The organism is Companilactobacillus sp. (assembly GCF_022484265.1).
Lineage (GTDB): Bacteria > Bacillota > Bacilli > Lactobacillales > Lactobacillaceae > Companilactobacillus.
On the sequence record NZ_JAKVLR010000001.1, the window covers coordinates 1,683,842 to 1,698,562 of the forward strand.

Below are 14,721 nucleotides of genomic sequence, written 5' to 3' on the forward strand. Positions count from 1 at the left end.
GGGAACACCAAAGTGTGGTGGCGATAGCAAGAAGGATACACCTGTTCCCATGCCGAACACAGAAGTTAAGCTTCTTCACGCCGAAAGTAGTTGGTGGGAAACTACCCGCGAGGATAGGTAGTTGCCACGCAAGGTGAAAGAGAGCGATGAGAGAGATCTCGTTGCTCTCTTTTTTTGTCCTGTTTTTTCAATTGATAAACTCTTATGATTAGGATATAACATCAATTTTTACGAAAATGACAAACAAATGAAACTAGTTGCTAGTTGTAGGAATCAGCATCAATGCTCAATAAATGAATGTTGCGATTATGTCGCCCGACAGTGACGACTTCATCTTTCAAGACTCGTTTTCAAGCAATCTAAATGGCGTCGATCAAGTTAAGGATCAGATCATAAATCTTTGCAGTACCAAAACGATTGATTCTATCATCGTCGGCCAAGAATTTATTCGTTTTTATCAATTCAGCCCGGCAGTCATACTCCAAAATTCTACCGAACTTTCTGATTATGAGATCGAACTCGTCAGGGTCAATTCCAACGAGATCATCAAATTCAACGATGGCGGATCTAGGTCAGATGCATACTACATCGCCGAACTTCTCAAATCAGATGGACACTCGGAAAACGTTTTGCAAAACGAGAAATATTTAGCCTTGCAGCGACTGACTCGCTTACGCTGCGATTTGGTTTTTTCCATGGTCAGAGCTAAGAAATGTTTTATCAATGATCTCTTTTACAAAGTAAATCAGTCTTCTGAAACTGATGATTTAATGTCGAATTCCAGGATCATTGCGATTATAACGGAAGACCTGACCTCCGAAGGGATAATGAAAATGTCTATCGATGAGTTGCTGTCTTATGCCAACAATCACGGAGAGGGATCAATTGATTTAAAAAATTTTGCTCGATCGATAAAAGATGTTAAGCATCACGCGTATGTCTTGGATCAATCAAACAATAATTCTTTAGACATCGTTTTGTCAGTCTATTATAAAGCGATTCGGACTTATCAAAAAACTCTTCGTGAGCTTGATGACAGTATTGAACATATTCTGAATTCATTATTCGAAGTAGATATTTTAAAATCATTGCCAGGAGTCGATTACGTATACGCTGCCGGAATCATTGCCGAAACCGGAAATGTAGAAAGATTTGATAAGGAATCACAGATTGCAAGTTACGCCAAGCTAGGAGGAAACAATCGATCATCTTCGGTAAATTTAGATAGTACCTCACGACCGCATTCAAGAGACATGTACCTGCATCAGTATTTAGTTGAAGCGACAAATCAGTTGATAGTACATGATCAGATGTTTGCCGATTATTTTGAAAGACAAAAGCAAAAAGCTCTCACTAATCCAAGAAGACGGGCACTGACTCTTGCGACCAGAAAATTCGTCCGAGTACTAGATTACTTGCTTAGAGAGCATCAGACTTTTGATCCTAGCAAACAAGGTTAAGAATGACAATATCGTCAGAGTAGTTCTGTCTTTTAATAGCCATAGGTAGCAAATAATGTCGATTTGAATCAATCTGTCGAGTGATTGCATCAAATACGCGTTTGTTGATACAGTTTCTTCAGTGGAGTTATACTGTTTAATTCATAGGGGTAAGGAACAACTAGTATAAGTCTGCAAAGAAGTATTGATGTTTGAAAAAAAATTTTCATGAAGTAAAATGAGAATAAATGCTGGTATAACAATGTTTTTTGATCATTAAATCTTGCATGTCATGAATTTATTTTGAAAATGTAATATTTAATAGTGACAAATGGAATTTCGTAATATATACTAAGTATCTAGATATTTCCAGTAGGTAATGTATACCAATAATGAATTTGGATTTCTGATTCAAAGAATTATGTAGTGAGCATTTGCTGATGTGGGAAACATAGCGTTGCAAGTGATGCAACACCCGTAAGGGTTCTGAGTAACTGTTAAATGAATTTTGAAAAAAAGTTTCAAAAGTTCTTGACTTAAGTTAACTTGGTTGTTATGATTATCTAGTTGCTTGTTGAGACACATAAATGTCTAACAAGTGGGTAGACCTTTGAAAACTGAACAAAGTTTTAACGCAAATTGTGTAGGCCTTAAGAGATTAAGGTAAACAAAGCAATAAATAACGAAGTCAGTTCGTTAGTAATAATAAATGAGTCACAAACAATCAAAATATGAGAGTTTGATCCTGGCTCAGGATGAACGCTGGCGGCGTGCCTAATACATGCAAGTCGAGCGAACTCTGGTAACTGAATGAAGGTGCTTGCACCTGAGTGATGATACATTTGAGTGAGCGGCGGATGGGTGAGTAACACGTGGGTAACCTGCCCTAAAGTGGGGGATAACATCTGGAAACAGGTGCTAATACCGCATAACAACACATTCCACATGGAGAGTGTTTGAAAGATGGTTCTGCTATCGCTTTAGGATGGACCCGCGGCGTATTAGTTAGTTGGTGAGGTAACGGCTCACCAAGACGATGATACGTAGCCGACCTGAGAGGGTAATCGGCCACATTGGGACTGAGACACGGCCCAAACTCCTACGGGAGGCAGCAGTAGGGAATCTTCCACAATGGACGAAAGTCTGATGGAGCAACGCCGCGTGAGTGAAGAAGGTTTTCGGATCGTAAAACTCTGTTGTTGAAGAAGAACATGCGTGATAGTAACTGATCATGTATTGACGGTATTCAACCAGAAAGCCACGGCTAACTACGTGCCAGCAGCCGCGGTAATACGTAGGTGGCAAGCGTTATCCGGATTTATTGGGCGTAAAGCGAGTGCAGGCGGTTTATTAGGTCTGATGTGAAAGCCCTCGGCTCAACCGAGGAAGTGCATCGGAAACCGGTAAACTTGAGTGCAGAAGAGGAGAGTGGAACTCCATGTGTAGCGGTGGAATGCGTAGATATATGGAAGAACACCAGTGGCGAAGGCGGCTCTCTGGTCTGTAACTGACGCTGAGGCTCGAAAGCGTGGGTAGCAAACAGGATTAGATACCCTGGTAGTCCACGCCGTAAACGATGAGTGCTAAGTGTTGGAGGGTTTCCGCCCTTCAGTGCTGCAGCTAACGCATTAAGCACTCCGCCTGGGGAGTACGACCGCAAGGTTGAAACTCAAAGGAATTGACGGGGGCCCGCACAAGCGGTGGAGCATGTGGTTTAATTCGAAGCAACGCGAAGAACCTTACCAGGTCTTGACATACCATGAAAAGCTAAGAGATTAGTCTTTCCCTTCGGGGACATGGATACAGGTGGTGCATGGTTGTCGTCAGCTCGTGTCGTGAGATGTTGGGTTAAGTCCCGCAACGAGCGCAACCCTTATTATCAGTTGCCAGCATTAAGTTGGGCACTCTGGTGAGACTGCCGGTGACAAACCGGAGGAAGGTGGGGACGACGTCAAATCATCATGCCCCTTATGACCTGGGCTACACACGTGCTACAATGGTCGGTACAACGTGTTGCGAACTCGCGAGGGCAAGCAAATCACTTAAAACCGATCTCAGTTCGGATTGTAGGCTGCAACTCGCCTACATGAAGCTGGAATCGCTAGTAATCGCGGATCAGCATGCCGCGGTGAATACGTTCCCGGGCCTTGTACACACCGCCCGTCACACCATGAGAGTTTGTAACACCCAAAGCCGGTGGGGTAACCTTTTAGGAGCTAGCCGTCTAAGGTGGGACAAATGATTAGGGTGAAGTCGTAACAAGGTAGCCGTAGGAGAACCTGCGGCTGGATCACCTCCTTTCTAAGGATAGGTACTTAGGTACCACGGAATACACAAGTTAAAACTTTGTTTAGTTTTGAGAGGTCTACTCTCGACAAGGCTTATTGGGCCTATAGCTCAGCTGGTTTAGAGCGCACGCCTGATAAGCGTGAGGTCGATGGTTCAAGTCCATTTAGGCCCATAAAGAATGAAAACATAATATAAAGCACCATGGGGGTTTAGCTCAGCTGGGAGAGCACCTGCTTTGCAAGCAGGAGGTCATCGGTTCGATCCCGTTAACCTCCATCGGTGGAAATTTCTGACAGAAGTTTCCACCACCTCGTACCTTGAAAACTGGATATTAAGAAATAATGAATTAGAGAAACACCGAAAACTGCGGACAGAGTAAAATCTGTCAAAAAAGAATTACCTTTGTAATTTAAGGTTAAGTTATAAAGGGCGCACGGTGGATGCCTAGGCACTAGGAGCCGAAGAAGGACGTAACTAACGACGATACGCCTCGGGGAGCTGTAAGTAAGCTATGATCCGGGGATTTCCGAATGGGGGAACCCAATCATCGTAATGGATGATTACTTGCAAGTGAATACATAGCTTGTAAGAGGAAGACGCAATGAACTGAAACATCTAAGTAGTTGCAGGAAGAGAAAGAAAAATCGATTCCCTGAGTAGCGGCGAGCGAAACGGGAACAGCCCAAACCAGAGAGCTTGCTCTTTGGGGTTGTAGGACTGATGTAGTGAGAACAAAAGGCAAGGATAGTAGAATCAGTTGGAAAGCTGAGCCAAAGAGAGTGAAAGCCTCGTAAATGAAATCCGAACCACTCCAATCAGTATCCTGAGTACGGCGGGACACGAGAAACCCCGTCGGAATCTGGGAGGACCATCTCCCAAGGCTAAATACTCCCTAGTGACCGATAGTGAACCAGTACCGTGAGGGAAAGGTGAAAAGAACCCCGGAAGGGGAGTGAAATAGATCCTGAAACCGTGTGCCTACAAGTAGTCAAAGCCCGTTAAGGGGTGATGGCGTGCCTTTTGTAGAATGAACCGGCGAGTTACGTTAACATGCAAGGTTAAGATGAAGAGTCGGAGCCGGAGCGAAAGCGAGTCTGAATAGGGCGACTAAGTATGTTGATGTAGACCCGAAACCAAGTGACCTACCCATGTCCAGGTTGAAGATGCGGTAAAACGCATTGGAGGACCGAACCCATGTATGTTGAAAAATGCTGGGATGAGGTGTGGGTAGCGGTGAAATTCCAAACGAACTTGGAGATAGCTGGTTCTCTCCGAAATAGCTTTAGGGTTAGCCTCGGGGAAAAGGATCGTGGAGGTAGAGCACTGTTTGGACTAGGGGCCCGTCTTGGGTTACTGAATTCAGATAAACTCCGAATGCCATAGATCTATACCCGGGAGTCAGACGGTGAGTGATAAGATCCATCGTCGAAAGGGAAACAGCCCAGATCACCAGTTAAGGTCCCAAAATTCATGCTAAGTGGAAAAGGATGTGGAAATGCACAGACAACTAGGATGTTGGCTTAGAAGCAGCCATTCATTCAAAGAGTGCGTAATAGCTCACTAGTCGAGTGATTCTGCGCCGAAAATGTACCGGGGCTAAGCATGATACCGAAACTGTGGATGTATCGTAAGATACGTGGTAGGAGAGCGTTGTAAGAGCATTGAAGCTGTACCGTGAGGAGCAGTGGAGTTCTTAGAAGTGAGAATGCCGGTATGAGTAGCGAAAGATCAGTGAGAATCTGATCGGCCGAAAGACTAAGGTTTCCTGGGGAAGGCTCGTCCTCCCAGGGTTAGTCGGGACCTAAGATGAGACCGAGAGGTGTAATCGATGGAAAACAGGTTGAGATTCCTGTACTAGTTTATATTGTTTGAACGATGGAAGGACGCAGGAGGATGATGTGTGCATACGGCTGGAAAAGTATGTTCAAGCAGAAAGTCTTGGAAAGAGTCAAATGCTTTTACCTATAAGGACAATCTGTGATGAGGAGCGAAATTTAAGTAGCGAAGCACAATAACTCACACTGCCGAGAAAAGTTTCTAGTTAGATATAAACTACCCGTACCGCAAACCGACACAGGTAGTCGAGGAGAGAATCCTAAGGTCAGCGAGTGAACTCTCGTTAAGGAACTCGGCAAAATGACCCCGTAACTTCGGGAGAAGGGGTGCTGGTGTAACAGCCAGCCGCAGTGAATAGGCCCAAACAACTGTTTATCAAAAACACAGGTCTATGCTAAATCGTAAGATGACGTATATGGGCTGACGCCTGCCCGGTGCTGGAAGGTTAAGAGGATCAGTTAGCTTATGCGAAGCTGAGAATTGAAGCCCCAGTAAACGGCGGCCGTAACTATAACGGTCCTAAGGTAGCGAAATTCCTTGTCGGGTAAGTTCCGACCCGCACGAAAGGCGTAATGATTTGGGCACTGTCTCAACGAGAGACTCGGTGAAATTATAATACCCGTGAAGATGCGGGTTACCCGCGACAGGACGGAAAGACCCCATGGAGCTTTACTGTAGCTTGATATTGAGTTTTTGTGTGACATGTACAGGATAGGTAGGAGCCATTGAATTCGGAACGCTAGTTTCGAAGGAGGCGTTGGTGGGATACTACCCTTGTTATATGAAGGCTCTAACCTACACCAATAATCGTGGTGAGGGACAGTGTCTGGTGGGCAGTTTGACTGGGGCGGTCGCCTCCTAAAAAGTAACGGAGGCGCTCAAAGGTTCGCTCAGAATGGTTGGAAATCATTCGCAGAGTGTAAACGTATAAGCGAGCTTGACTGCGAGACTGACAAGTCGAGCAGGGACGAAAGTCGGAGTTAGTGATCCGGTGGTACCGAATGGAAGGGCCATCGCTCAACGGATAAAAGCTACCCTGGGGATAACAGGCTTATCTCCCCCAAGAGTTCACATCGACGGGGAGGTTTGGCACCTCGATGTCGGCTCATCGCATCCTGGGGCTGTAGTCGGTCCCAAGGGTTGGGCTGTTCGCCCATTAAAGCGGTACGCGAGCTGGGTTCAGAACGTCGTGAGACAGTTCGGTCCCTATCCGTCGCGGGCGTAGGAAATTTGAGAGGAGCTGTCCTTAGTACGAGAGGACCGGGATGGACATACCTCTGGTGTACCAGTTGTTCTGCCAAGAGCATCGCTGGGTAGCTACGTATGGACGGGATAAACGCTGAAAGCATCTAAGTGTGAAGCCCCCCTCGAGATGAGATTTCCCATTCCGTTAAGGAAGTAAGATCCGTTAAAGAATATGACGTAGATAGGCTGCGGGTGGAAGAGTAGTGATACTTGGAGCTGAGCAGTACTAATAGATCGAGGACTTAACCGCAGTCAGCAGTAAGTAAGAGTTTGTTTAATCATTATAATTAATATCTAGTTTTGAAGGTACGAGGGAACACCAAAGTGTGGTGGCGATAGCAAGAAGGATACACCTGTTCCCATGCCGAACACAGAAGTTAAGCTTCTTCACGCCGAAAGTAGTTGGTGGGAAACTACCCGCGAGGATAGGTAGTTGCCACGCAAGGTGAAAGAGAGCGATGAGAGAGATCTCGTTGCTCTCTTTTTTGTCCTGTTTATGTTGAAATTAACACTCCTAAATTCAAGTAATGGCTTAAGAACAGTGATAACAGGAGAATAATTTGATGTAATCATTAATTTAACGCATTCATATAATTGGTGGTCTTAAACATTGAACAAGTCTTTAGAATACGCATCTCAGCATTAGGACAATAATAATAATTTTAAGTTCTGTTGATAAGAACTGAGTTAATAAATAAGAGTGGTTTGACCTAAGAAGGAATATTTTGATTAAATGTGAGATTGCCTATGGAAGTAAAATGTCAATTAAAAAAACGTACTTGCACAATGCGATACTTATGAAATCAAAGGGGGATTATACAAACAAGAAGGAAGAACAATTTCATGTTTTAAAAGAAGTCTCGTGATCAGGTGCAGTTCGAGACAGTATAAAAACATGTAGCTTTGAAAATACACTTATGATGACAACGATAATAATTTTGCATAAAGGACAAAATGAATGGTAGAACTAGTGGTGCAAATAATTGTATTTTTGTGAATAACATACGATGAATAATAACAAACGCGCAAATAAATTATTTCCTGGGAAATGTCGAATCAAATGTCACTTGGTAATTTGATGAGTGCAGCAAAATTTCCCGGGAAATAGTTTTACTTAGTTATTAAAAGTAATCCGTATTTGAATGAAGCCTTAAATATCTACCAAAGTCTCTGAATAAATCAATTGTGCACAAAAGAATATCTGAGATATTAGGTACTCTTGAATTCTGAATTAAAATTGCAAATGCATGTTTTATGATGTTACTTGTGAGTGATTAGATTATAAAAGATGCAATTGACGTTTGATTATAAAACCAAGCCTGCTACGAACGTTTTCAACAATTCAACATAAGTACAACAGACATGTCGAAATTGGATAGAATTCGATTTCGATGATTAACTAATCATACAATCAAATCATATTGATTTTTGATGTACATATACTTATACACTTGCATTCAATTCTCTGAGTTCAAATAAACATGAATCGGAGTTGAATGATGATTTATATCTAATCGAATTGATTGAAGTTTGCAAAAGGGTGATTTGAATTAGTGAGATTTGTATTACTCTAATTTTTATAACATGCTTTCATTATTAAAATGCCACGACTTGAATTTTTACTTTTAAGGCTTCGTACTTGAATACAGTCAATGACTGTTTACTTTGATTGATCAATACGTTTTGAATATCATTAATTCCTAAAAATACGATTGTTATACATTAACACTTTTATCGGCTGTTTTTAAATTCGTAAATCTAAGTATACTTATTCAGGATTATTTCAAAACAACAGGGAATCAAAATCACTTGAAATTTTGATTTTAAGAAGTCCTTTAACATTGATTCTTACATCTCCTTTATTCAGTTTGTTTTTGAAAAAACATTTCTCAGTTTTAAATGTATGTCTAGTTATAGATCCGATGATATTGATTGCTAGTTTTTTAAACATAAGTTTATTTCATATCAGTTTAATTATCGTTTGATTCCTTCAATTGAGTTGAAAAAATTAGTGATTCATTTGTTTATCTACTATATGTGTCTTTCAAAACAAAACGCTTAAAAACTTCATTGCAACAAAGTTTACTTTGATACATAATTATCCATTAACTCATAATCATTTTAAATGTGTTATAACTTTTACAATTCAGAGTTGATTAAATATATGTTCTGCAACTATGCACTATTGATCTGCTAATCTACTTATGTTGTTTAAGAATCAACATATCAATTCATGCTTTGATTCATTCCTTACAAAACAAAAAAACACTTCCGGATAAATTGAGGAAGTGTTTTTTAATACATTGATAGTAAGGTGCTTATTGCAACGGTCCAAATTGTTATTTTAAATGAAAATTTTACCTAAGACTACAATTATGGGTTTCACGCAAAAACGTCTTATTTAACCGATTTGGTTGATTTTAGATATAGATATAACCATCTTAAAACGAAAGCCGGCTTTTAAATGATCACTTAATACGTGTTCCCTAAATATAATCTATTTAGTTTCTTAGTTCTTTTATGGAACGGATACATTATGATTTGCTTTTCGTTATGCCTCATTAAAATGCTAAGTTGCTCCATATTTTCCTAATTTAAAATTCTATCTTTATAGTACATTTTTCCTAGTTAGAAGTGGGTACATTTATGCAAAATTTAGGATTTGTTTTTACATCAATTTTTAACTTAAAAACGTGTCCAGTTAAACTAAAAATTCAGTGAATTTAGTCTGTTTAAGATGGATTGTAATGTTCAGCGCAATATGAAATGTAGATATTTTTATCAGCTTTCTTACTGTTCAACTTTAACTGTTTAAAAGGCTTGGCGGTAAAAACTCTGTTCATTAGTAGATCAACAAATTTAACTAAATTATCACCGCGGTTGATAAGCTACAGAACTATATTCAGAGTTCAAATGATTATCGACATACATTGACTGCTCTTACCACTTACCAGTGTGTTAAATACTTTGCATACTTTTACTGCAAACATTACCGAAATGTTTTGCCTTTTATATGATCAACTTTTAATACCGTACGTTCTATATTTGTTCAATAAATGATGAAAGACTCATTTTGATATTCGTCACTTTGTACTATTAAGCAGATTGGCTATTACTTTCTTAAATATCAAAATCATCCTGAATAGTTCGTTTGAATTCATGAGTCGTGTTTTCTCAATTCAGCCTATCCTTGATTAGATATTTACGAACGTGGTCTTAGAACGCGCGTGATTTTTTGATTATGTGTGTCCAAATACCTCGTTGTTGAGCCGATTGATTGTAATATTTGATTCGTTTTTTTACCGAACTAATACGTTTAAACTTTGAAATGATGACACTGCTTGTATTCATTTATTAAAAATAGTGGTGTAAAGACTTTATTCTTTAAACAAGAGTATATGTTCTGACCCAAACGGACTTGTTGTTAATATCAGGTAAATAAAATTACTCATTTCAGGAACATGATTTCTTATCAATGTAATTCTCAGTTCTTTGTGTTGCTTCTTCATATAGTAGACAGATAATTCATATTTTTTGAATAATGATGCTACTTATTGAATGTTTTATAGCTTAGTATGGGACATCCATTGAGACATTGAGAATCTTTGTTATACCACATGATTGCCGTTGTAGAGCCTTTGAATGATTTTTTTAAAAGAATTTCAAATTACTTTATCATTGGATAAACGTACAAATATCAATGTTTTAATTAATATTTAAATAAAAGCCAATGTATTAATTGATAAAAATTGTCAAATTGCTCTTGATATTATTATTTTTATGAACTAGTATTGAAACATAACTTATACGGCGGACATGTATTACCTTTGTATGTGGATACTGGGATTCACATTACAAACTGTCAAATACAGTTGATCACTGGGGTTCAGCTAGATTTGATGATGTTGCGCATATCAATTATGGGGAGTTTCACATTATGAGTACACTATTTGGCGAAGGTTCACTCATTAAAAAAATTATCACATGGATTTCAGCAATTGTGCTGATATCACCTATAGTAGCTTATTCAACCGTGGAGGTTGCGCAAGCCGCGCAATACAACAACATAGGTAACGTCAAGGATGTCGATCCTAGCGTTCCGTTAAAGACAACAACGAGAAATCCGGATAACATCGTCGGACTTTCAATGACCGAGAAAAAGGGCGTCCCAATTATGAGGATGAACATATCGGCATCGAATCACGATGTGATCAAGAAGGGTGATAAACTTGATATCACGTTCAATAAGAAGAACGTTGATACAAGTAAAATCAAAGAGCTGGCTTCTCAAGACAACAACAGCTTATATGACATTACCAAAAAAGGTAACGATCTAGTCGTTAACTTCAAGAAAGATGCCACAAGTGGTAACTATCAAGAAGTATTCGCAATCGCTACTAAGAATGTCAAAGCTGATACAAAAGCTTCAGCTTCCTTCGCCGGTAAATCTATAAAGATTGATAACAACAATATCAATTCAACTTATAGAGCTCCTCAAAAACAACAACAAACAAATCAACCACAAAAGGTTGCAAATAATTCAAACAGTAATTCACAACAATCAACAAATGGTGCTCAACAAGCATCAACACAATCAGCATCATCAAACGATGGCGAATCACAGGCGACAACATCAAATGGACAGACTAGCCAACAAGTACAACAAAACCAAGCAACACAAAATGGTGGAACAACAACACAACAACAAGCTAACCAATCGGATAGCCAAAATGTAAATCCATCATTCTCACAAGCTGAAGATGCAGTTAATACAAGAACAACTATTCAAGTAACAGGAACTGCAACTTCAGATCCAACCGCAAATGAAAGTCAAGAAGCAAGCAACGCAGTTGCCGCTTCAAATGGCACACAAACTACAGCAACTAACAGCAGTACAACAACTGCCGCTACAACTACAACACCAGCAACAACTGAAACACAAACATCAGCTAACGTTGCTAGTGATGCACAAGCAACACAAAGTTAGACTACACAACAACCAGCTGCTGCAACAACTACAACACCAGCTACAACTGTTGCACCTAGTCAAACTACAACTTATGAAAACAACAGTGCAACTACAAGCACACAACCAACAACAAATGTACCAGCTACTACAACAACACAAGTAGCTCAAAGTACATTTGAACCTCAAGAAGTAACTGCACCAGCTACACAAGCTAGTGACGATTCAGGTTACATTGAGATTGCAAACCAAGGTTATGTTTCACCAAAGACTACCTTGGATAATTATCTAACATCAGACCAAGATTTGGATAACACAGAAAATGCATCTGATGAAGATAACTATGAAGATAACTCTCAATTTGAGGCTATCTATGGACACGTACAACAAAAGGCCCAAGGTGCAACGACTGAAGAAGTCAATGAGATCACTAAAGACCTTCCAAGTATGTGGAACTATATCGGAAAGAACGATTCCGATAGCGACACACAAGGACAAGTATGGAGATTCCACTCTGTACTATCCACAGGAAGAGATCTGTTCGTCACAATTGATGGAACAGCTCAACCAGATAGTACTGATGCTCTTCAACAGCAGATGCCTAAGCTATTGAGAGCTATGGGTTCAAGTATCGAACCCGGTGCTCTTAATGAGGCTGTCGACATTGACGCCTTGAAGAGATCAGACATCTATCAAGACTATGTCGATGGCAAATATGCTGGACCTAATGCTGATAATACAGCAAGTACAGCAGACGCAGTTGCTTCATTGTTGAAGCACACAACCATCAGTCTTGACAAGCCTACAAATGGCGCTGACATTACGCAATTGCCAGACGTTGCTAAGGTTGATCCAACTACTTTGTTGAATTTAGCAAAAGAAAATGCGCAAAATAGTGATCAAACCAACTCAACAACTTCAAACGATGCTGACAGTCAAGCTGTTTATGATGCCATCAAACAAGATACATACAGCAAGATGACACCATGGGCTTCAGATGACGAAAAAGCTGAAATGCTCAAATCTGTTCCTTCTATTTGGAATGATGCATCATCTAAGACAACTAAAGATGATAAAGTAGGACAATTCTACAATTATGTCCTCAATACTTCTGATGGAAGACCAGTATACTATACAATTGATGGTCGCGTTATCCCTAACGGTAACAAATACGAACAACAATTGCCAAATATCATTATTTCGCTTGGTAAGAACATGACAAGTGGAGAATTTGATCCTTCTGTTAATAATGACATTTTAAAGAATTCACAAGCATATAAAGATTACACTTCACAACAAAACGGCCAAGGTAACGCCGCTACAACCGCTGCTACAACGGCTGCAACCGCCGCACCTGCAGCAGCCGGTGGTCTTGGTGGCTTAGGATTATTGCCTATGCTTCTACCTGTACTTGGTGCTCCATTGTTATTAGGTGGATTATTATTAGGCTTGCCTGCCACAGGACTTGCTCTTGCTACATTACCAGTAGCATTAACACTTGGATTACCAGTAGCATTGCCTGCAATTTTAGGTGCTCCAATCGCACTTTCATTGCCAATTGTTTTACCAGCTCTAGCTATTGGCGTTCCATTATTACTGGGTGCTAAGTTACTCAGCTTGCCAATTAAACTTTTAAACAACTTATTATTAAGCACTATTGGTGCTGTATTGTTAACAGCTCCAATCACTCTATTTAACACTGTTGTTGGCGTTGGACTAGGTCTAGTTAACACATTGATTGGTTCGATCCCACTAGCAATCTTCGACTTCGTTGCTCCTTTAGTTGTCAACTTCTTGATTATTAGAGCAGTGAGTCACTTAGTACAATTGACATTATTTAATGTCTTATTACTCTCAACCCTTGCCAAAGCATTAATCAATGGCGCTATCGATTTGGCATTAGCTTTATCATTCATTGGTTTGCCAATCGCATTACTTAAGGGTCTATTCGATCTTGCTAAACTTGGACTAGGTTTGATCAATGCATTCTTACTCCCTGTATTAGCTGGAATCGGAACATTCTTGTTATTAGCTCCACTTGCATTGTTTAACACAATCGCATTAACGTTATTTAATAGCTCAATTCCATTATTGTTAGGATTCTTAACTGCATTATTATTAAGTAACTTAGTTTCTGCATTAACATTCTTCACATTACTTGGAATTAAACTATTCAACGATTTATTGAGAAATGGATTCCAGTTACTTATCAGACTATTAGCTGCTGGAACAATCCTCGTAGGACTTCCACTATTAATCATTGCTGCACAAGTATTGAATTTCTTCTTATTGCTTGTTGCAACAGCTGTAGGTGGATTGATTCTATGGAATCTTCTCACATTAGCTATGACTTTGATGCTAGCCGGATTAGGCATTGCATTATTCTCACTTCCACTTGCTGGTCAATTCTTGATCAACACAATTGTTAAGTGGAGTATCAGAGCATTGATCCACATCTTCAGATTCTTCTTAGGACTATTCAAAGTAGGTGCTAGATTAGTACTTTCATTCGTATTAGGACTATTGAACGCAATTGCCGGAGTGGCAAAAGCAGCTTCAGTAATTACAGCTGTAGTAAGTGGAATCGCCGCAGCTCTAACAGCATTAATTCCAGTTGTTGGACCGGTCCTTGCTCTATTACCATTACTAATTTCATTATTATCAATCGCAAATGCATTGATCCTTACACCAATTAAATTGGTACTTGGATTATTAAACTTATTAGTATTAGGACTAAACTTATTAGCATTACCTGTTTACCTATTTATCAGACCATTGGTTACAATCGGATTGGCACTAGGCGCAGGATTGTTATCAGATATCTTGATGCCATTGCTCACATTGCCATTAGTACTATTTAATCAATTGACATTGTTCAACCTGGTGTTCTTACCATTATTGTTGTTCAACTTGCTAAATACATTCTTAATTTAACCAATCGTATTA

Annotated in this window: 3 protein-coding genes, 2 tRNA genes and 4 rRNA genes; all 9 read left to right on the top strand. The window is 39.8% G+C overall.

Features of this window, described 5'->3' with window-relative positions:
• Nucleotides 1-13 precede the first annotated feature (13 nt).
• The 9 genes from rrf (LKF16_RS08130) (at nt 14) to LKF16_RS08170 (ending at nt 14,709) form a co-directional block, all read left to right on the top strand.
• Nucleotides 14-130, top strand: a 5S ribosomal RNA gene (gene rrf, locus LKF16_RS08130).
• A gap of 178 nt (nt 131-308) precedes the next feature.
• The gene (locus tag LKF16_RS08135; protein WP_291711006.1) at nt 309-1,460 is read left to right on the top strand and encodes a transposase; all 1,152 of its coding nucleotides are present in this window, start codon (nt 309-311) and stop codon (nt 1,458-1,460) included.
• A gap of 706 nt (nt 1,461-2,166) precedes the next feature.
• Nucleotides 2,167-3,740: ribosomal RNA gene (locus LKF16_RS08140) — 16S ribosomal RNA — on the top strand.
• 85 nt (nt 3,741-3,825) lie between these two features.
• A tRNA-Ile gene (locus tag LKF16_RS08145) sits at nt 3,826-3,900 on the top strand.
• A 31-nt stretch (nt 3,901-3,931) separates the two neighbouring features.
• Nucleotides 3,932-4,004, top strand: a tRNA-Ala gene (locus tag LKF16_RS08150).
• A 137-nt stretch (nt 4,005-4,141) separates the two neighbouring features.
• Nucleotides 4,142-7,059: ribosomal RNA gene (locus LKF16_RS08155) — 23S ribosomal RNA — on the top strand.
• Nucleotides 7,060-7,134: 75 nt separating this feature from the next.
• Nucleotides 7,135-7,251: ribosomal RNA gene (gene rrf / locus LKF16_RS08160) — 5S ribosomal RNA — on the top strand.
• The 16S, 23S and 5S rRNA genes sit together here with 2 tRNA genes alongside, the layout of an rRNA operon.
• A gap of 3,495 nt (nt 7,252-10,746) precedes the next feature.
• The gene (locus LKF16_RS08165) at nt 10,747-11,796 is read left to right on the top strand and encodes a hypothetical protein (protein ID WP_291470387.1); all 1,050 of its coding nucleotides are present in this window, start codon (nt 10,747-10,749) and stop codon (nt 11,794-11,796) included.
• A 285-nt stretch (nt 11,797-12,081) separates the two neighbouring features.
• Nucleotides 12,082-14,709 carry a hypothetical protein gene (locus LKF16_RS08170; protein WP_291470388.1) on the top strand — a complete coding sequence of 876 codons (2,628 nt, stop codon included), beginning with the start codon at nt 12,082-12,084 and terminating at the stop codon, nt 14,707-14,709.
• Nucleotides 14,710-14,721: the final 12 nt, after the last annotated feature.

Bases quoted from the DNA above. Each gene is read 5' to 3' on its own strand.
- LKF16_RS08135 (WP_291711006.1), top strand. From the start codon at position 309: ATGTCGCCCGACAGTGACGACTTCATCTTTCAAGACTCGTTTTCAAGC.
- LKF16_RS08165 (WP_291470387.1), top strand. From the start codon at position 10,747: ATGAGTACACTATTTGGCGAAGGTTCACTCATTAAAAAAATTATCACA.